This window comes from Polaribacter aestuariivivens, assembly GCF_005885675.1.
Lineage (GTDB): Bacteria > Bacteroidota > Bacteroidia > Flavobacteriales > Flavobacteriaceae > Polaribacter > Polaribacter aestuariivivens.
In genome coordinates this window covers 456,747-475,167 of the sequence record NZ_VANR01000002.1, presented here as the reverse complement: position 1 = coordinate 475,167, position 18,421 = coordinate 456,747, and the positions used below count along the sequence as shown (strand labels likewise).

Genomic DNA, 18,421 nt, shown 5'->3' with positions numbered 1-18,421 from the left:
AAATAGTAATTTTACAAGGCTGTTTTTAAAGCAGTTTGTATGGTGCAAAAATACGATTTTATTCATGATTTTTGAAACAGAAAGACTACTTATTAGAAAATTGCATATTAATGATTTAAAAGGTTTTCATTCTTTAGAAAGCAATCCAAATGTTTTAAAATTTGCCACAGGAAACGTTAAAAATTTTAAAGAAAACAAAAATGAATTAAAAGATTTAATTCGAAGGTATCAATTACCTTACAACAATTTTTGGATTTACGCAGTAGTTTTAAAAGAAAATAATAATTTTATAGGAACTGTAGCTTTGGTAAAAGATGGAATAGATGACGAAATAGGCTATCGTTTTATAGAAGCATATTGGAAAAATGGATTTGCTACTGAGTTATGTAATGGTTTAATTGCATATTGTAAACAGTTAGGAATACCTAAACTCGTAGGATATGTTGTAGATGAAAATATTGCATCTGCTAAAATATTAAAACGACTAAATTTTAAAGTAGTGAAGCATTTTATAAGTGAAAATATGCAAATGCCAGAAACAAAATACGAACTTTTTTTATGATTGAAGATCAATTAACTCCACCTTATTATGCCGTAATTTTTTCCACAGTTTTAGCTGATGATATTTCAGGATATATAGAAGAAGCAAATAGAATGGAAGAATTAGCAAAACAACAAAAAGGGTATTTAGGCATAGAATCTGCAAGAAATGAAATAGGAATAACCGTTTCATACTGGCAGACTTTAGAAGATATTTCTGCTTGGAAAAATAATATAGAACATGTTGAAGCTAGAAATTTAGGGAGAGAAAAATGGTACAAAAAATACCAACTCCGTATTTGTAAAGTAGAACGTGAGTATGGGTTTGAAAAGAACTAAATATTAGTTATTTTTTTCCATAATTTGTTAGGAATTTTTTTTGTTCCTCTTGCAAAATCATACATAACACCTGAGAAACAACCCCAAGAAAAATACCACAATAACTCCATTAACGGTACATTACCTAAAATTGAGGTATCATATGCAGTTCCATTTAAATACCAATATTTATCCCAATAATTTGGAGAAATATAATTAAATAGAATTATGTAAATAGGAATCGCAATTAGCATTGAAAGAATCGCAGAAAACAAGGAAGGAATAAATAAATCATTTCTCATAATTACTACAACTATAGCTAAAAAAATCATAGGTATTGCCCACATGAACATACTATTTATACCTAAATAGTTATGAAGAAAAAAGAAACTAAGAATTATAAAAGGTATAAAAATATAAGATAGTGTAGTTCTAGGCTTTTCAGTTTGAACTTGTTTTTCTGTAAATAAAGCATCAAAAATTGTTACACTAATTCCTGTGGTTGTAAATGCAAATAGAATATCTTCAATGGACATAATATGAAAAAAGAACAATTCTGGTGGATTCCAATAATCAATTCTAAACCAAGAATTAATAAAAGCAAAAGGAGCTCCAATAGTACTTGCAATAAGCATTCTTCTTCTTAAGTTTTTTTTAAAATAAAAAATAAGTACCCAAGGAATTGCTAAAAAAACACCAAGCAGAAAATAAGAATAAGTTTGCATTTGAAAATTTATTTTGACAAATGTAATTATTTCCAGCTAATTTTTGCTTGAACAGGAAAGTGATCAGAATATTGTTCAGAAAAAACTTTAAATTGATTTACAATAGCTTTTTCATCAACCAAAATAAAATCTATTCTCATAGGAAACCAATAATTAAACGTTTTTCCAAAACCTTTACCAGCTTCCAAAAAAGCATCTTTTTTATTCATTGAAATTTTTTTATAAACCCAAGAATATGCAGTGTTATTAAAATCACCACAAATTATTCTTTTTCCATGCCAATTTTTTTCATGTTCTAAAAATTGAAGTGCTTGTTGGGTTTGCATTTTAAAAGAGGTTGATACTCGATTTAACAACTTTTCTGAATTTTCTTCTCCAAAATTTTCTTCGTTCGGTTTTATTCTAAGTGATTCTAAATGGAAGTTGTAAACTCTAATAGTATCTGTTTCTTTTAAAATATCAATAAAAATAATGTTATTAGATGTGTTTTTTAAATTTAAAGACCCAGAGTTTATAATTTTGTATTTAGAGTAAATAGCCATTCCAAATTTACCTTTATCATTTTTTGTTTTAATAAATTTATACGGATATGAAAGCTTAATTTTTGAAGACTGATAATATTCTTGAATTGCTAAAACATCAGGATTTTTATCTGCTATAAAATCAAAACCATTTTTGGTGGAAGTAGAGTCTGTATTTACGTTAAAGAAATCAAATGCCTTCACATTGTAACTCATCACTTTTAAATCGGAATTTAATGATGAATTTTTATCGGAAAATTTGTAAAAGGTAGATGAAAAAAACCAACCAATTAATAAAACTACTGTAGAAAGAAAAAACTGTTTTTTTAATTTAATTAACCAATAAATTACAAAACAAATATTTATAATTGCTAAAATGGGTACAAAAAGACTTAAAACTGCTAAAATAGGCATTGTGTTTGGAGAAATGTATGGCAGTAAATAAGACAATAGCAGTAGCGTTGCTAATAATGAATTTAGCAGGTAGAAAATCTTGTCTAAAAATGATAAGTTTTTCATGTTACTTTTTACCCTGTTTAAATAAGAATTCTTTTTCTGATTTTGTTAATGTATCATAACCAGATTTACTAATTTTATCTAAAATAGTATCTATTTGTTCTTGATTGTATGAGGTTTTTTTACTTTTTTCGGTTGTTTTTTTAGCTGATTTGTAAACTGTTTTTAGAGGTTTTTCCTTTTTTTGAAAGTATTTAGAAAAATTTCCAAAAAAATCTATTTTTTTATTACTTGCATTGTTTACATATAAGAAACCAAATAAACTTCCTCCTAAATGAGAAAAACTACCTCCAGCATTTGGTCCAATTAAACCTACAATATCTAAACCTAACCAAATAGCTGTTAAATGCCACAATTTCACATATCCAATTAATGGAATTTTTACCTGATAATTTGGCATATATGTAGTAATACCTAAAATAATTGCAGATATTCCTGCAGAAGCACCTACCAAGCTATAAGATTCATCTTCAAAAAGTGGAAAATAATTTTGACTAAGAATAAAAAAAAGTCCTCCAAATAAAGTACCTAAAATATAAAACTGTAACGCTTGCTTTTGTGTAAAATACTGAATAAAAAAATTACCCATAAAGTATAAGGTAATCATGTTAAAAATTAGGTGAATAAAGCCTGCATGTAAAAAGCCGTATGAAATAATAGACCAAGGTTTACTTAAAAATTCATTTACGTTATCATCTAAAGAAAACCAATCCATTAAAAAATTTTGATTTACTTTATACAAACCACTAATAACAGTTATTAATAAAGAAATAGCAAAAACAGCAATGTTTATATAGATTAGTTTATCTATAATACTACCAGTTTTGTATTTGTATTTTATGGTATCTATAAAACTCATTATCTTACTTTAAATTGATTTTTTTTCCAGTAATAAGCAATTAAAAACCCTATTAAGGCACCTCCAACATGCGCAAAGTGCGCTATGTTACCAATCGAATAATTTGTCATTCCAAAAAACAAATCACCCAAAATCATTATTGGAATAAAGTATTTTGCTGCAATTGGCACAGGGAAAAATATCAAAGCTAATTTGGCATCTTTAAAATACAAACCAAATGCTACTAAAACTCCATAAACTGCTCCAGAAGCTCCAACTGCTGGAGTATTATAAAGCATAGAAATTTTATTAAATTGTTCTTGAGAAATTGCATTTACTACTCTTGTATCATTTGTACTTCCTTTTTCTAAAATAGATAGTATTTCAGATGGATTTAAACCTGCATTTACAAAAAGGTCATAAATTCCATTAAATTGATAGTAATTTACAAGTGTATAAATAATTCCAGCTCCAATACCTGCTGAAAAATAGAAAAATAAAAACCTTTTTTTACCCCACATTTGTTCTAGAGGAGTTCCAAAAGCCCATAAACCATACATGTTAAATAAAATGTGTGCAAAACTACCATGCATAAACATATGCGTAACATATTGCCAAACACCAAAATGTTCATTTTTAGGAAAATGTAACGCCAAAATATTTGTAAAATCTAATTGTAAAAATTGTGGAGCTACAAATAAAATTACATTTATTATGATAAGATGTTTGATGCCTTCTGTAAGTCTTCCCATATTTAACTATTAAATAAATTATCTATTTCGTGTAAAGTCAATGTTTTAAAAGTTGCTTTTCCAAAAGGAGAAATACTTGGTTCTTTGCAAGAAAATAAATCGTTTACTAAAGCATCTTGCTCTTTTTCCATTAATAATGTTCCCGTTTTTATGGATAATGTTCTGGCAAATGATTTTGCCATCACATCAAAATGACTAAAACTTGCGTCTGGAACTTCTAAATTAATATCGTTTAACAATTCTTCTAAAATAATAGTTATTTTACTTTCTGTAACCGAAACTGGTATTCCTTTTATCGTAACACTATCTTTTGTAAATTCATCAAACGAAAAACCTGCATTTTCTAATTCGGTTTTTATGGTATAAATCATTTCTATTTCTGCTGATGAAAATGAAATTTTTACAGGAAATAATAATTGTTGGCTATTGGCTTCTTTAACGGTGATACTTTCCAAAAATTGTTCGTACAAAATACGTTGATGCGCTAATGACTGATGAATTAAAACCACACCAGATTTTATAGAACTTAACACATATTTACGTTGAATTTGAAATGTTTTTTGTGTTTTTACTTCTTGCTGATTATTAAATAGTTCTTCTTGTTTTTCATCATCAGAAATAGCAGTAGAAGTGTACAAAGACTCCCAACTTTGGGTTTGTTTTTCTCTTTTAAAAGGAAAATGAATTTCTTTCTGTTGTTCTTCTTTAAAAGGATTAAAATCAGGATCTACCGTAATTTTTGGAGCAGATGTACTTTTAGAATTTGATTTGAAATGATAAGGCGTATCTAAATTTGCGTCTCTATTAAAATCTAATACTGGTGCTACATTGTATTGCCCTAAACTATGTTTTATAGTTGCTCTTAACATAGCATACAATGCCTTTTCATTATCAAATTTAATTTCTGTTTTTGTAGGATGTATATTAATATCTATACTACTTGTTGGCACTTTTAAATATAAAAAGTAGGAGGGATGTGCTCCATTTTCTAACAAACCATCAAATGCACTTACAACTGCGTGATTTAAATAAGAACTTTTTATAAAACGATCATTCACAAAAAAGAATTGTTCGCCACGTTTTCGTTTTGAAAACTCTGGTTTTGCAACAAAACCTTCTATGGTTACAATATCAGTTACTTCATTTATAGGAACTAACTTTTCATTCATTTTAGTTCCAAAAACTGCTACAATCCTTTGTCTTAAATTACTTTCCTTTAAATGATAAACTTCGTTATTATTATGGTGTAGTAAAAATGCAATGTTTGGATGAGCTAAAGCAACTCGTTGAAATTCATCAATAATATGACGTGTTTCTACAGTATCTGATTTTAAAAAATTTCTTCTAGCTGGTATGTTGTAAAATAAATTTTTTACAGATAAACTTGTACCTTCACTTGTAGATATAAAATCTTGGGAAATTACTTTGCTGCCCTCAATTTTTAAGCAAGTACCTAATTCTTGGTTTTTTTCTTTTGTTTTTAACTCAACATGAGCAATAGCAGCAATGGAAGCAAGTGCTTCTCCGCGAAAACCTTTGGTGCATAAATTAAATAAATCTTCTGCCTTTTGTATTTTAGATGTTGCATGACGCTCAAAGCACATTCGTGCATCTGTAACGCTCATTCCTTTACCATTGTCAATTACTTGAATTAACGTTTTACCAGCATCTTTTAATAGTAGCTTAATATTTGTAGCGCCAGCATCAATTGCATTTTCAAGCAATTCTTTTACAACAGAAGCTGGACGTTGAACTACTTCTCCTGCAGCAATTTGATTCGCAACATGATCTGGTAAAAGTTGAATGATATCGGACATTAATTATTTTATGAAAATAGATAAATCGAAATCTATAATAAATAGAAAAATAAGTACTAAAATTGCGATAATTATGAGTAATGTTTTGTTTACGCCTTTATCAGGATTTTTTAAATCGTCAAAAGCGTCATTAAATTTACCTTTGATTCCTTTATTTTTACCTGCTGTTTTTCTAAACTTATCTAATTTATGTTCAATTTTAAAAGGATTTCCTTCTCCTTTATAATAGCGAGGTTGATAATCAAATTTTTTATTTGTACGTTTTAAAAATCCCATAGTTTTAGAAATAATTGGTGAATATTAATTTTTTTTAAATCAATTTTCATACCAATTGTAAAGCTAGTCAAATTTAAAGAATTTAAAGGAATTCGTCAAAGATTGATGTTAAAAGTATTTTAAATGTTTACGTTTTTTTGAAAGAAAAAAACGTAAAAAAAGCATTGAATTTTATAAGGGTTTGGTTTTGAGAGTAAACTTATTTTAATCTTGGAAAATAAATTTAAAAACCTATGTGCTCTTTATTTCTATCAATATTTTTAAGAGCTGCCATTTTTACAGCAGCAACAGCACATTCAATACCTTTATTGCCTAGTTTTCCACCAGATCTATCTAACGATTGTTGCTTTGTATTATCTGTTAAAACGCAAAAAATAACAGGAACATCGTATTTTATATTCAAATCTACAATACCTTGTGTAACTCCCTCACAAACAAAATCGAAATGTTTAGTTTCACCTTGAATTACATTTCCAATGGCAATAATAGCATCTACTTTTTGTGATTGAATCATTTTTTTACATCCATAAACTAGCTCAAAACTTCCAGGAACATCCCAAGAAATGATGTTTTCATTTGCAGTACCACAATTTAACAAAGTATCAATTGCACCTTTTTTTAAATTTTCAGTAATTTCAGGATTCCATTCAGAAACAACAATCCCAAATCGAAAAGGTTTCGCATTTGGGATTGTTGCTTTATCGTAATATGATAAATTGGTTGTAGCCATATTTTTTTTTGTTTTCAGTTTTCAGTTGCAGTTTACACTAAGTTTACTGCTTATTAATACTGTTTACTGTATATTATTTATCAGCGTATTTTGCTGCATAAATAAATTTTTCAACATCTTTACCTTGATCAGAATTTGGATAATTATCTTTTATTTTTGTAAATAAAGAGGTTGCTTTATCATATTCTTTCAATTGCATAGCAGTTTGTCCTGCTTTGTATAAATATAGAGGTGTTGTAAATTCGTTAGCTTTTTTATTAGCCGCTTTTTCATAATACTCTAAAGCTTGTTCTGGCTGGTTTATATCAGCAAAAGCATCACCAATAGCACCTAAAGACACAGGACCTAATAAAGCATCATCAGAATTAAATTTATTTAAATATTCAATAGCTTTTTCGTAATTTTTCATTTGTAAATACGAAACACCTGCATAATAGTTTGCTAAGTTTCCTGCATCAGTTCCACTATATTCGTCAGCAATATCTAAAAAGCCATATTTACCATCAGCACCTTCTAAACCTAAGTTTAATAAAGAATCAATACCAGAACCTGCAACTGCAGCTTCATCAAAGTATTTTCTTGGAAATGCTAACTCATTAGAGGCATCTAACTCTTTTGGTTCAGAAATGTATTTATTATAACCTAAGTAGGCTAAGAAAATTACAACAACTGCAACTAATGAATAAAATAACGGTTTGCTATTTTTTTCTATCCATTGCTCAGATTTTGATGCAGTTTCATCTAAAGTGTTTAATACTCCAGCAGTTTCGAATTCAGATTCATCTATTTGATTTTGCTGCTTTTTACCTTCTGCTTTGTATTTTTTCTTGTATGTTGCCATAGTTTGCTTAAAAATTAGTGGCGACAAAAATAGTTTTTTTAATTGGATTTTAAAAGGAGATAATTCGCAAAATTTTCAATAATTTGCAATTCGTTTTAAAGACCATTAATTATTCATGTATTTACAGAAACTTTCTTTAGTCAATTTTAAAAATATAACGTCGCAATCTTTTGATTTTCAACAAAAAATAAATTGTTTTGTAGGTGATAATGGTGTTGGTAAAACCAATGTTTTAGATGCTATTTATTACTTATCTTTTGCAAAAAGTTATTTTAATTCTGTCGCAATTCAAAATATTAAGCACGAAGAGTCTTTTTTTATGATAGAAGGAGATTACCTTTTAAACGATAGAAATGAAAAAATTGTTTGTAGCTTAAAAAAAGGGCAAAAAAAGGTTTTAAAACGAAATGGAAAAAGTTATGATAAGTTTTCGGAACATATTGGGCAACTTCCTTTGGTTATAATATCGCCTGCTGATAGAGATTTGGTAACAGAAGGTAGTGATACTAGAAGAAAATTTATTGATGGTGTAATTTCACAACAAAACAAAAAGTATTTACAAGACCTTATTTCTTATAATAAAGTATTGAGTCAGCGAAATGCATTGTTAAAATACTTTGCAGCCAACAGAACTTTTGATGCTTTAAATTTAAGTGTTTATGACGAACAACTAGCTGAGTATGGTACCAGAATTTACCAAGTTAGAAAAGAATTTTTAGAAAAATTTATACCAATTTTTAATGAAAAATATCAAATAATTTCTGGTGACAAAGAAAGTGTTAACTTAATTTACAAAAGTCAATTACATGATTTTTCTATGCAAGGTTTAATGAAAAAGTCTTTAGAAAAGGATAAAATTTTGCAATACACAACTTCTGGAATTCATAAAGATGATTTGAGTTTTGAAATTGGAACCTATCCAATTAAAAAATTTGGTTCACAAGGTCAACAAAAATCATATTTAATAGCTTTAAAGTTAGCTCAGTTTCAGTTTATTAAACAACAATCAAAAGTAGTTCCGATATTGCTTTTGGATGATATATTTGATAAATTAGATGAAAACAGAGTGCTACAAATTATAGAATTGGTAAATGATGATGAATTTGGGCAGATTTTTATTACAGATACACATTCTGATAGAACTGAGAATATTGTAAAGCAAAGTAACAAACCATATCAAATTTTTAAATTGTAATATTTACAAGTAATCGTAATTTAATTATTCAAAACTTTAAATAAATGTCCAAAAGAGAAAATGATTCTTTTTCAATAGAAGATTTAATGAAAACTTTTATCAAAGAAAATAATTTGACAAAAGGAATGCAAAAAATTAAAGTGGAAGAAACTTGGACTCAAATGATGGGACCAGGAATTGCAACACATACAACCTCTGTAAAATTACAAAATAAGACTTTAGTAATTCAATTAACATCATCTGTGTTAAGAGAAGAATTAAGCTATGGTAAAGAAAAAATTATTAAAATGATTAATGAAGAATTGGGGGATGAAGTTGTTACTAAATTAATGCTGGTTTAGATTTATTTAGTATTCAGTTTTATCTTCTTTTTGAGACCATTTTTGAAAAGGTTCTAAAACAATATCTCTTCCTATTTGCTCAAAAGGAATACTTCTTTTTTCATACGGAAGTGGAATTTCTTTATAAATAAACTCATCATCAAAACCAATATCAGCTGCATCTTTTTGGTTACTTCCATAATATACTTTATCTGGTCTTGCCCAATATATTGCACCTAAACACATAGGACAAGGTTCACATGATGTATAAACAATACAACCCTCTAACTGAAAAGAATTTAAATTTTCACAAGCATTTCTTATTGCTGTAATTTCAGCATGAGCTGTTGGGTCATTTGTAGAAGTAACTTTGTTATTTCCACGACCAACAATTACTCCATTTTTAACAACAATGCAACCAAAAGGTCCACCTTCATTATTATTCATTCCTTTTAAAGCAGCTTTCACTGCTTCACTCATATATTCTTCGTGACTTGTCATTTTTTTCGATTTACTATGCGAAACCTAATAAAATTGTGAATACTTATTTAAAACAATCTATTACCATTTGTGCAACTCTTAATGCTTCAGTTCCAGCACTTAATGATACTACTGGTTTTGTTCCGTTTTCAATTGCATCAGCAAAAGATTCTAACTCATCTAAAATGGCATTGTTTGGTTCAATCTCTGGGTTTTCAAAATAAATTTGTTTTTTAATTCCCTCAGCATTTTGTAAAATCATAGCAAATTCATCAGGATTTTCAGGAACGTTTTTCATTCGAACAACTTCTGATTCTTTACTTAAAAAGTTTACAGAAATGTATGCATCTTTTTGAAAAAAACGTGTTTTACGCATATTTTTCATAGAAATTCTACTGGCTGTTAAATTAGCAACACAACCATTTTCAAACTCAATTCTTGCGTTGGCAATATCTGGTGTTTCAGAAATTACAGAAACACCACTTGCATGTACATTTTTTACCTTTGAATTTACTACAGATAAAATGATATCAATATCATGAATCATTAAATCTAAAACCACAGGCACATCAGTTCCTCTGGGATTAAATTCTGCTAATCTGTGAGTTTCAATAAACATTGGGTTGTTTATTTTATCTCTTACAGCAGTAAATGCAGGATTAAAACGCTCTACATGACCAACTTGACCTTGTACATGGTTTTGACTAGCCAAAGTTTTAATAGCTTCTGCTTCTAAAACAGTATTGGTAATAGGTTTTTCAATAAAAATATGACATCCTTTTTCAATGGCTAATTTTGCACAATCAAAGTGCGATAATGTTGGTGTAACAATATCAACTACTTCTACAGCATCAATTAAATCTTCAATAGAATCAAATAATTTATATCCAAATTCTTTCGCAACTTTTTCTGCATTTTCTGTAAACGGATCAAAAAAACCAACTAACTCGTATTTTTTTGATTGTTGTAATAGTTTCAAATGAATTTTTCCAAGATGACCAGCACCTAAAACCCCTGCTTTTAGCATAAAATATTTTTTTAAGTTTGATTTTTGATTTTAAAAAAAATCAATAAAAACAAAGATACAATTTTATAGGAATGTATCTTAAATTATTGCTATTTTTAGGTTTTAGAAATTTGTTAAAATTGAAAGATACCTCAAAACATCAAGGACGTAGAAATCAGCTTGCTAATGTGTTAAAAGCAAAAGGTATATTTGATGAAAATGTACTAAATGCAGTGCGTAAAATTCCGCGTCATTTATTTATAGACTCGAGCTTTGAAGACCATGCATACCAAGATAAAGCTTTTCCAATTGCTGCAGAACAAACTATATCTATGCCATACACAGTTGCTTTTCAATCGCAAACTTTAAATATAAAAGGTGGTGAAAAAATTTTAGAAATTGGTACTGGTTCAGGCTATCAAACAGCAGTTTTGTTGGAACTAAATGTAGAAGTTTATACAATTGAAAGACAGCGTGAATTGTTTAAAAGAACATCATTGTTTTTACCAAAATTAGGTTACAATCCTAAGAAATTTATTTTTGGTGATGGTTATAAAGGTTTAAAATCGCAAGCACCTTTTGATAAAATAATTGTAACAGCTGGTGCACCTTTTGTACCAAATCCTTTGCTATCTCAATTAAAAATAGGAGGAAGTTTATTAATTCCTGTTGGAGATAAAACTCAAATTATGACGTTGTTTATTAGAAAATCTGCCAAAGAATTTGAAAAACAAGAACTAGGTGATTTTGCTTTCGTGCCAATGTTAGAAGAAAAAAATTAATATTAGTTTCAAAGTTTTAAAGTTTCATTTTTCACTAAAAACTAAAAACTATTTCGCTCTCTCCCAATAAGCTGTTTTTCCAAAAAGAGAAATACCAATATACCCTCTTAACTTTAATTTATTTGGGTTAACAAGCTCAATATAACATTTATATGTTTTTCCATTTCGTGGATCTAAAATAGTACCTCCAGACCATTCATCATCATCTTTTTCTAAACCAGATAAAATATCTAAACCTAAAATAGGCTTGTCTTTATACTCGCCCTCACAATCTACACAACGTGCATCTTTTCTTTCAGGATTCATAATTTCTACCACTTTTGCGTATGCTTTTCCATTTTTCTCATAAACTTCTAAAACAGAATCTACCACACCTTTTTCATTTTTGGAATTCCATTTTCCGAAAATTGTTTGTGCATTAATTGAAATTGAAAACGTAGTAAATAGAATTATAAAAAGTACTTTTTTCATAGTTAAAAACATATTAATAATTAATAAAGAGTGTGAATTTAAAACTTTTTTAATAAAAAATTTGTTAAAAAGTTACAAACTAGCATCAAAAAAATCATCCCATTTGTTTTGTACTCGTAAAACTTGTTCAATAACATCTCTAACACAACCTTCACCACCTTTTTTACCAGATATGTATTTTGATACTTGTTGAATTTCTCTTACAGCATCGTTTGGACAAGCAGAAACACCAACTAATTTCATTACAGGATAATCAGGAATATCATCACCCATATACAATACATTTTCGGGTTGTAAATTGTATTTTTTTACCAATAATTCATATTGCTCAATTTTATTGTGAGCACCTAAATAAATATCTTCAATACCCAAAGCAGCTAATCTTTTTCTAACTCCTTCATTTGTTCCTCCAGAAATTATACAAACTCTAAATCCTTTATTTAAAGCTGTTTTCATAGCATACCCATCTTTCACATTCATGTGTCTTACGAGTTCGCCATCTGGCATTATGGTTAATGTTCCGTTTGTTAAAACACCATCAACATCAAAAATAAAAGTGTTAATTTTAGGTAATAATTGTTTGTAACTAATTTCCATTTTGGATAGATTTTGTTAAGATTTTATATATTTCTTGTTGCGTTTTATTCAACAATAGTAAATGTTTTTCTATTGTTTGTTCATCATTTCTAATAGCAGGACCTGTTTGTGCTTTTTCAGGAGACAATTTTTTAATTTTTAAAGCTGTTTCTTCAATTAAAGGTTGTAAAATTTCAAAAGGAACTTTATTTTCTTCACAAATGTCATTTCCTATTGTATACAAATGATTTGTAAAGTTATTTACAAAAACAGCTGCAACATGTAAAGCTTTTCTTTGATTGGAATTTATATTGTATATTTTTTTTCCAATTGATTTTGCTACAGTTTCTAATAATTTATAATCGTTTTTATTTTCAGCCTCTAAACAAAAAGGAATTTGAGAAAAATTTACTTTTTTATCTTTTGAAAAAGTTTGCAACATATAAAAAACACCTTTATTATTTGTGTTTTTTAAATCTGTTAGAGCAAAACTTCCAGAAGTATGCACCACAAAACTATTTTTAATTTTTGAAGAAACTTCTGCAATTGCATCATCAGAGACTGCAATAATTGTTATGTCTGCTTTTGGTATTTCTACTAAATTTCTAGAAGATATTTTGTTAACAACAACATTATCAGCTTTTAAAAAAGCTTTGTGTAAATGTGTTGCCACATTTCCATTTCCAACAATTAAAATAGAAATCATATAGGCGAAGATATTCAAAAATAATAGAAATTTAGAATAGGATTTGGTATTTTAGCAGAAGTAAAATCTTTTAAATGAGAAATGATAAAAAATTAGGAATAAATACAACATGCGTTCATGTTGGTGAAGTAAAAGATATTGAGCATAAAGGAGCAGTTTCGCCAATTTATATGTCAACTTCGTACGCTTTTGATGGTGTAGATGTAAAAAGATATCCGCGTTATTTTAATACGCCAAATCAAGAAATGTTGTGTAAAAAAATAGCAGCTTTAGAAAAAACGGAAGATGGTTTAATCTTTAGTTCTGGAATGGCGGCAATTTCTGCAGCGATGTTTGCTTTTTTAAAAACGGGTGATCATGTAATTATTCAACAAGTAATTTATGGAGGAACTTTTAATTTAATCGTATCTGAATTTGATAAATACGGAATTGAATATTCTTTTACAGAATCTGATAAAGTGGAAGATTTTAAATCACTTATCAAACAAAATACTAAGATTTTATATATTGAAACACCTTCGAATCCGCTTTTAGGAATTACAGATTTAGAGGTCATTTCAAAGTTAGCAAAAGCAAATAATTGTTTAACAATGATTGATAATACATTTGCATCACCCATAAATCAGAATCCTGTAGATTTCGGAATTGATATTATTTTACACTCCGCCACAAAATATATGGGAGGTCATTCTGATATTTCTGCAGGTGCCATTGCAGCTTCTAAAGATCATATTGCCCAAATATGGAAAACCGCTATTAATTTTGGAGGAAATTTAAGCGATCAAACAGTTTGGTTGTTAGAAAGAAGTTTAAAAACGTTAAATCTTCGTGTTAAAGAACAGACTAAAAATGCTCAGAAAATGGCTGAATATTTAGAGGGAAATACGAACATAAACTGTGTTTATTATCCTGGTTTAAAAAGTCATCCTCAATACGAATTGGCAAAAAAACAAATGAAAGGTTTTGGAGCAATGTTGTCCTTTGAGTTAAATGAAACTATTGATGCAATGGAATTTCAACGTAATTTACAACTCATAAAACCGTCTATGAGTTTGGCAGGTTTAGAGAGTACAACAGTGAGTCCAGCACAAACAACACATGCTTTATTAAGTGAAGAAGCGCGTTTAGAAAGAGGTATTAAAGATGGCTTGATTCGTTTTTCTGTCGGAATTGAAGAAGTGGAAGATTTAATAAGTGATATTGAACAGGCTATTAACAGTTTAGTTTAAATAACGATTGTCTCCTCGAGCGCAGTCGAGAGGTTATTAAGAGGTCTCGACTGCGCTCGACCTGACAAAATAGAATAATTATGAAATTAGATATATTAGCTTTTGGTGCACATCCAGATGATGTTGAATTAGGTTGTGGTGCAACAATTGCCAAAGAAGTTTCTTTAGGGAAAAAAGTTGGAATTGTAGATTTAACAAGAGGAGAATTAGGTACTCGTGGTTCTGCAGAAATTCGTGATGTAGAAGCTCAAAACGCAGCAAAAATATTAGGAGTTTCCGTACGAGAGAATTTGGCTTTTGCAGACGGTTTTTTTACAAATGACAAAAAACATCAAATAGAAATTATTAAAATGATTCGTAAATACCAACCAGAAATTGTTTTGTGTAATGCTATTGATGATAGACATATTGATCATGGAAAAGGAAGCAAACTGGTTTCTGATGCTTGTTTTTTAAGTGGTTTAATGAAAATTGAAACGGAACTAGAAGGAAAACAACAAGAAAAATGGAGGCCAAATAAAGTATACCATTACATACAATGGAAAAACATAGAACCAAATTTTGTTGTAGATATAACTGGATTTATTGATAAAAAAACGGAAGCAGTTTTAGCATATAAAACACAATTTTATGATCCAAAAAGCAACGAACCAGAAACACCAATTACCAGTAAAAATTTTATTGATAGTATAAATTATAGATCTAGAGATTTAGGAAGGTTAATAGGAGTGGAGTATGCAGAAGGTTTTACCACAGAACGTTACGTAGCTGTAGAAAATTTAGACAAATTAATTTAAAAAAATATTGTTTTAAAATAGAAAAAATATTTATATTTGCACCCGCAATTATATGGTGGTTGTAGCTCAGTTGGTTAGAGTATCGGTTTGTGGTACCGAGTGTCGCGGGTTCGAGTCCCGTCTTCCACCCAAAATAAAATCCTTCTCAGTTTGAGAAGGATTTTTTTGTTTTATAAATAATGTTTAATAAGAATTCAATATTTCTAAAACTTCGCCTCTTTTTCTTACTGAAACTGGTATGTTTGAATTATCCGTAAGTATTAAATAACCACCATCAGATTTTATAAACTCTTTAATATATTTCGTGTTTATTAAATGACTTTGATGTACTCTTACAAAACCAACTTCTTTAAGTAAATCCGAATAAAACTTTAAAGTTTTAGATACCAATATTTTTGAGCCATTATTAAAATAAAAAGTAGTGTAGTTATTATCTGATTTACAACGAATAATATCACCAATATTTACTACAATTATTTTTTCAGAAGTATGTAATGATATTTTTTCTAATTTGCTACTTGGAGTTATAATAGCTTGCTTTAAAACATTTAATTGCTCATTTTCTGGTTGTAATTGTTGTTGGGCTTTCTCAATGGCGTTGTTTAAATCTGTATCTGAATATGGTTTTAAAATATAATCGATAGCTGAAAATTTAAAAGCTCTGATTGCATGTGCATCACTTGCAGTCACAAAAATTATTTTAGATTTTAAATTTGGAAAAATTTCTAAAATATCAAACCCTGTTCCATCTCCTAACATAATGTCTAAAAAAAGAATTTCTGGTTCTTTTTTACGTAAAATTTTTGCTGCTTCAACAACCGATTTTGCAGTATCAATAATCTCAATTTCTTGATGATTATTTGTAATATCATTATATAGCATTTCTAAGGCTAAGGAATTATCTTCCACTAAAATTGCTGTTGTTTTTTTCATTTAATAATCGGTTTTTAGAGGAATTTTAAACCAAATTTTAGTTCCTTTAACATCATTATTATCTTTAATTTCTTCCATAGTAAAAGCGCTGTGTTTAGAAATGTTTTCAATTCTTTCTTTTGTTACTTTTACAGCAATAGATTTGTGTTTATTATTGACTTTTCTTTTTTGTGATTGATATATTCCAACACCATTATCTATCACAGAACATTTTAAAAATTGGTTTTTTACTTCAAAAATGATATTGATTTTACCTTGATTAGAAACTTGAGAAATACCATGTTTTACAGCATTTTCAACAAAAGGTTGTACCAACATTGGTGGAATTAAAATTTCATCTGTATCAATATTATTTAACTTGGTTTCTATTGAAAATTGAAACAATTTAGAACTCATTTGTTGCTCTAGTTCAAGATATGTATTTAATGTTGTAATTTCTTCTTTTAAACTAATTTCTTCTAACCTCGAATTATTTAAAACACTTCTTAAAAGTATCGAGAAATTAGAGATTGTTTTGTTTAGCGTTGTTTTATTATCTGAATTTCCTAAAGCTTTTATTCCGTTTAAAACATTGAAAATAAAATGTGGATTCATTTGCAATTGCAAAGCTTTTTGCTCTAATGAAAGCAAATGGTTTTCCAGTTTTAAAGCAGCCACTTTTTGCTGGTTTTTCTTATTTATTTTTCTAATATAAATTTCTACAGTTCCAGCTAAAATTAAACATAAAAGAACTGCACAAAAAATTAAAAACCATACTTTTTTGTAAAAAGGAGTAGCAATAAAAAATGAAAATTCTTTTTTAGTAGTTTTAGTACTATTTTTAAAACGAGACTCAGCTATAAAATTATATTTACCAGGTTTTAAACTTGCAAAATTTACTTGTTTATTAGAACTCCATGGAGAAAATGTATCCCCTAATTTATATCTAAATTCTATACTTTTTGGATGACTAATAGATATACTTTCTAACAAAAAAGAAATGTTATTTTCATTTGCATTTAACTGTAAAATCTTGTTATATGAATTAGTATTTATGGAATCTATAGAAATATAATTTACTGTAAAATCTACTATTTGTAATGGTGCTTTTTTAGTGGGTGATTTATTTTTTTTGATAAATAACCCACCTTCAGTAGCAATAAAAATATTTTGTTCAGCATCTTCAAACACAGCATTTATTCTGTTTGAATTTAAATTGCTGTTGTATTTATTAAGTCTTTTTTCAAAAATAAAACTATTTGCATTAAAAATGTCAATTCCTTCGTTTTCTGATGTAGCATAAATTTTATTTTCAATTAACAAAATAGAAGAAATATTATTTTTTGAATATATATTTTCAAGTTCATTATTGTTTAGTTTTTGAATTATTGAATTATTTTTAAGTACATAAAGTTTTTCATTTACTTTTAATAATGATGAATAATTGCCTTTACTAACAGTATTTATTTGTTTCGGATTTATTAAATCGTCTAAAATCCACAGTCCGCTATTAGATGCTACTATAAAATTTTTATTGTAATAGATGATATCGTTTATAACAGAAAAATCTAAGTTATAGGTTGTTTTTAAAGGTTGTAGATAGTTTTGCCTAAAATGAAGTAAACCCTGGTTAGAACCAACAAATATTTCATCTTTAAATTCAAATATTTTGTTTACACTTTTAGCATTAAAGGTTAATAATTGATTGTGTGTTTTTAAGTGTAAATTTTTATTTTTTCCTATGAATATTGAATCACCTTTAGTAAAAATGGTTTGTATGTTTTCAGATGATTCTCCAATTTTAAAATCATTTTTTTTTAATTCTTCTCCATCAAACTTTAGCAATGTTTTATTTGTAGCGAACCAAATATGATAATATGTATCTTGATCAATAGCTGTAATTGTATGGTTTTTAAAGTTTTTAAAAGCCACTATTTTTTCAAAACTATTTTCTTGAGCATTTGAAAAATTAATCAGTAATAATAGAAAAACTAGAGTGAAAATTTTAATCACTTTAGTACAGTAATAAGAGGTTGATAAAAAAAATGATTGACTTATTTTCATTGTAACAAA

22 protein-coding genes and 1 tRNA gene are annotated in these 18,421 nt (G+C 28.0%); 8 read left to right on the top strand and 15 right to left on the bottom strand.

The features are described from left to right. Window positions 1–64: 64 nt before the first annotated feature. Both FDT66_RS05405 and FDT66_RS05400 read left to right on the top strand, forming a co-directional pair. Window positions 65–562 (top strand): GNAT family N-acetyltransferase, encoded by a 498-nt coding sequence (locus FDT66_RS05405; RefSeq protein ID WP_138535129.1) that lies wholly within the window; start codon window positions 65–67, stop codon window positions 560–562. Beyond that, window positions 559–879 (top strand): antibiotic biosynthesis monooxygenase family protein, encoded by a 321-nt coding sequence (locus FDT66_RS05400; RefSeq protein WP_138535128.1) that lies wholly within the window; start codon window positions 559–561, stop codon window positions 877–879. Before FDT66_RS05405 ends, FDT66_RS05400 begins: the two co-directional genes overlap by 4 nt. On the opposite strand, the gene FDT66_RS05395 is transcribed toward FDT66_RS05400, so the two are convergent. From FDT66_RS05395 to FDT66_RS05360, 8 genes are all read right to left on the bottom strand, one after another. After that, the gene (locus FDT66_RS05395) at window positions 876–1,583 is read right to left on the bottom strand and encodes a lycopene cyclase domain-containing protein (protein ID WP_138535127.1); all 708 of its coding nucleotides are present in this window, start codon (window positions 1,581–1,583) and stop codon (window positions 876–878) included. The genes FDT66_RS05400 and FDT66_RS05395 overlap by 4 nt on opposite strands. Window positions 1,584–1,609: 26 nt before the next feature. Then, window positions 1,610–2,623, bottom strand: coding sequence for an endonuclease/exonuclease/phosphatase family protein (locus FDT66_RS05390; RefSeq protein WP_138535126.1), 1,014 nt, complete (start codon window positions 2,621–2,623; stop codon window positions 1,610–1,612). 1 nt (window position 2,624) lies between these two features. Beyond that, a complete protein-coding gene (locus FDT66_RS05385; RefSeq protein WP_138535125.1) occupies window positions 2,625–3,479 on the bottom strand; it encodes a rhomboid family intramembrane serine protease in 855 nt (284 codons plus the stop codon). Further along, window positions 3,479–4,210, bottom strand: a complete 732-nt coding sequence (locus tag FDT66_RS05380; RefSeq protein WP_138535124.1) for a rhomboid family intramembrane serine protease — start codon at window positions 4,208–4,210, stop codon at window positions 3,479–3,481. Before FDT66_RS05380 ends, FDT66_RS05385 begins: the two co-directional genes overlap by 1 nt. Before the next feature lie 2 nt (window positions 4,211–4,212). Beyond that, on the bottom strand, window positions 4,213–6,027 hold the full coding sequence (gene mutL / locus FDT66_RS05375; RefSeq protein ID WP_138535123.1) for a DNA mismatch repair endonuclease MutL: 1,815 nt from the start codon (window positions 6,025–6,027) through the stop codon (window positions 4,213–4,215). A 3-nt stretch (window positions 6,028–6,030) separates the two neighbouring features. Further along, the gene (locus FDT66_RS05370; protein ID WP_138535122.1) at window positions 6,031–6,303 is read right to left on the bottom strand and encodes a riboflavin synthase subunit beta; all 273 of its coding nucleotides are present in this window, start codon (window positions 6,301–6,303) and stop codon (window positions 6,031–6,033) included. A 223-nt stretch (window positions 6,304–6,526) separates the two neighbouring features. Then, complete coding sequence (gene ribH / locus FDT66_RS05365; protein WP_138535121.1) at window positions 6,527–7,033, bottom strand: 6,7-dimethyl-8-ribityllumazine synthase; 507 nt, start codon at window positions 7,031–7,033, stop codon at window positions 6,527–6,529. 73 nt (window positions 7,034–7,106) lie between these two features. Continuing rightward, the gene (locus FDT66_RS05360; protein WP_138535270.1) at window positions 7,107–7,874 is read right to left on the bottom strand and encodes a tetratricopeptide repeat protein; all 768 of its coding nucleotides are present in this window, start codon (window positions 7,872–7,874) and stop codon (window positions 7,107–7,109) included. Window positions 7,875–7,989: 115 nt separating this feature from the next. Here FDT66_RS05360 and recF point away from each other — a divergent pair, with 115 nt between their 5' ends. After that, window positions 7,990–9,069 carry a DNA replication/repair protein RecF gene (gene recF, locus FDT66_RS05355; RefSeq protein WP_138535120.1) on the top strand — a complete coding sequence of 360 codons (1,080 nt, stop codon included), beginning with the start codon at window positions 7,990–7,992 and terminating at the stop codon, window positions 9,067–9,069. A 44-nt stretch (window positions 9,070–9,113) separates the two neighbouring features. Further along, window positions 9,114–9,410: a DUF721 domain-containing protein gene (locus FDT66_RS05350; protein WP_138535119.1), complete on the top strand. Its 297-nt coding sequence runs from the start codon at window positions 9,114–9,116 to the stop codon at window positions 9,408–9,410. A gap of 6 nt (window positions 9,411–9,416) precedes the next feature. Here FDT66_RS05350 and FDT66_RS05345 read toward each other — a convergent pair whose 3' ends face one another. Then, complete coding sequence (locus tag FDT66_RS05345) at window positions 9,417–9,890, bottom strand: nucleoside deaminase (RefSeq protein ID WP_138535118.1); 474 nt, start codon at window positions 9,888–9,890, stop codon at window positions 9,417–9,419. Window positions 9,891–9,933: 43 nt separating this feature from the next. Continuing rightward, window positions 9,934–10,896, bottom strand: coding sequence for a Gfo/Idh/MocA family protein (locus FDT66_RS05340; RefSeq protein WP_138535117.1), 963 nt, complete (start codon window positions 10,894–10,896; stop codon window positions 9,934–9,936). Window positions 10,897–11,015: 119 nt separating this feature from the next. Here FDT66_RS05340 and FDT66_RS05335 point away from each other — a divergent pair, with 119 nt between their 5' ends. Next, a complete protein-coding gene (locus tag FDT66_RS05335) occupies window positions 11,016–11,657 on the top strand; it encodes a protein-L-isoaspartate(D-aspartate) O-methyltransferase (protein ID WP_138535116.1) in 642 nt (213 codons plus the stop codon). Between the two features lie 48 nt (window positions 11,658–11,705). On the opposite strand, the gene FDT66_RS05330 is transcribed toward FDT66_RS05335, so the two are convergent. From FDT66_RS05330 to FDT66_RS05320, 3 genes are all read right to left on the bottom strand, one after another. Continuing rightward, on the bottom strand, window positions 11,706–12,128 hold the full coding sequence (locus tag FDT66_RS05330) for a DUF2147 domain-containing protein (RefSeq protein ID WP_138535115.1): 423 nt from the start codon (window positions 12,126–12,128) through the stop codon (window positions 11,706–11,708). A gap of 72 nt (window positions 12,129–12,200) precedes the next feature. Then, entirely contained in the window at window positions 12,201–12,725 is a 525-nt protein-coding gene (locus FDT66_RS05325) for a KdsC family phosphatase (RefSeq protein ID WP_138535114.1), read from the bottom strand. Then, the gene (locus tag FDT66_RS05320; protein ID WP_138535113.1) at window positions 12,715–13,410 is read right to left on the bottom strand and encodes a Rossmann-like and DUF2520 domain-containing protein; all 696 of its coding nucleotides are present in this window, start codon (window positions 13,408–13,410) and stop codon (window positions 12,715–12,717) included. Before FDT66_RS05320 ends, FDT66_RS05325 begins: the two co-directional genes overlap by 11 nt. 74 nt (window positions 13,411–13,484) lie before the next feature. Between FDT66_RS05320 and FDT66_RS05315 the strand changes: the two genes are divergently transcribed. The 3 genes from FDT66_RS05315 to FDT66_RS05305 all read left to right on the top strand — a co-directional run bounded on the left by FDT66_RS05315 (window position 13,485) and on the right by FDT66_RS05305 (window position 15,566). Beyond that, the gene (locus FDT66_RS05315; RefSeq protein ID WP_138535112.1) at window positions 13,485–14,639 is read left to right on the top strand and encodes a trans-sulfuration enzyme family protein; all 1,155 of its coding nucleotides are present in this window, start codon (window positions 13,485–13,487) and stop codon (window positions 14,637–14,639) included. Between the two features lie 80 nt (window positions 14,640–14,719). Next, window positions 14,720–15,436 (top strand): bacillithiol biosynthesis deacetylase BshB1, encoded by a 717-nt coding sequence (gene bshB1, locus FDT66_RS05310; RefSeq protein WP_138535111.1) that lies wholly within the window; start codon window positions 14,720–14,722, stop codon window positions 15,434–15,436. A gap of 54 nt (window positions 15,437–15,490) precedes the next feature. Next, window positions 15,491–15,566: transfer RNA gene (locus FDT66_RS05305), tRNA-His, on the top strand. A 53-nt stretch (window positions 15,567–15,619) separates the two neighbouring features. Here FDT66_RS05305 and FDT66_RS05300 read toward each other — a convergent pair. Together FDT66_RS05300 and FDT66_RS05295 are read right to left on the bottom strand one after the other, a co-directional pair. Further along, on the bottom strand, window positions 15,620–16,369 hold the full coding sequence (locus tag FDT66_RS05300; protein WP_138535110.1) for a LytR/AlgR family response regulator transcription factor: 750 nt from the start codon (window positions 16,367–16,369) through the stop codon (window positions 15,620–15,622). Beyond that, the gene (locus FDT66_RS05295) at window positions 16,370–18,361 is read right to left on the bottom strand and encodes a sensor histidine kinase (protein ID WP_171032322.1); all 1,992 of its coding nucleotides are present in this window, start codon (window positions 18,359–18,361) and stop codon (window positions 16,370–16,372) included. Window positions 18,362–18,421: the final 60 nt, after the last annotated feature.